At 37.1% G+C, this 566-nt stretch carries 1 protein-coding gene; it reads left to right on the forward strand.

What is annotated here, in order from left to right; genetic code table 11:
- Positions 1 to 193 (forward strand): hypothetical protein (locus C8054_RS33015; RefSeq protein WP_233220277.1); only part of this gene is annotated, 193 nt, incomplete at its 5' end.
- Between the last annotated feature and the right edge of the window lie 373 nt (positions 194 to 566).

Consider the following 566-nt stretch of genomic DNA (forward strand, 5'->3'; position numbering starts at 1 on the left):
GCAGAAACACACTGTTTTTGTGCATGTTTCTTTAAGTGCAAATAAGCAAATAAGCAAAAGCTTCCCGCCCCCTTTTCCAGAACAGGGCTGTGCAGCCAAAAAACAGCCAAAAAAACATCTGTTTGGTTTTGATTATCATGTCTGTCACATTGATATCATGCTTTTTAAACCATATTTTCGTTTAAACTTCTGATATACGTTTTTTTGAGCGAAGCACTTGCGTATAAAGCAGCTGTCACATGGTGTGTGAGTGCTAAACTAGTTCTCTTTCATCTCCTATTGCGCTTAAACAGTCAAATACACACAAGTTTATGTTAAAAACACACAAGAGACTTCTTGCAAAAACATTAACTCTGAACGTTTGAGTAACAGTGTATCACTTACATTATTAGAGTTGGTAAAGTGCCTGAGCACTTCAGCAGTCTCACAATGATGTCCATTTATGGACTTAGAGCAATTTGTCAAACAAAAGTACTGTGGAGCATTGCTATTGACAAAGACAAGTGCAGTCTCACAGTGGATATTATGTTGCTGTGGATTCCATTATTTTGTGTTGTACTGTGTTA

The organism is Micromonospora sp. RP3T (assembly GCF_003027925.1).
In the GTDB taxonomy this organism is placed as follows: domain Bacteria; phylum Actinomycetota; class Actinomycetes; order Mycobacteriales; family Micromonosporaceae; genus Micromonospora.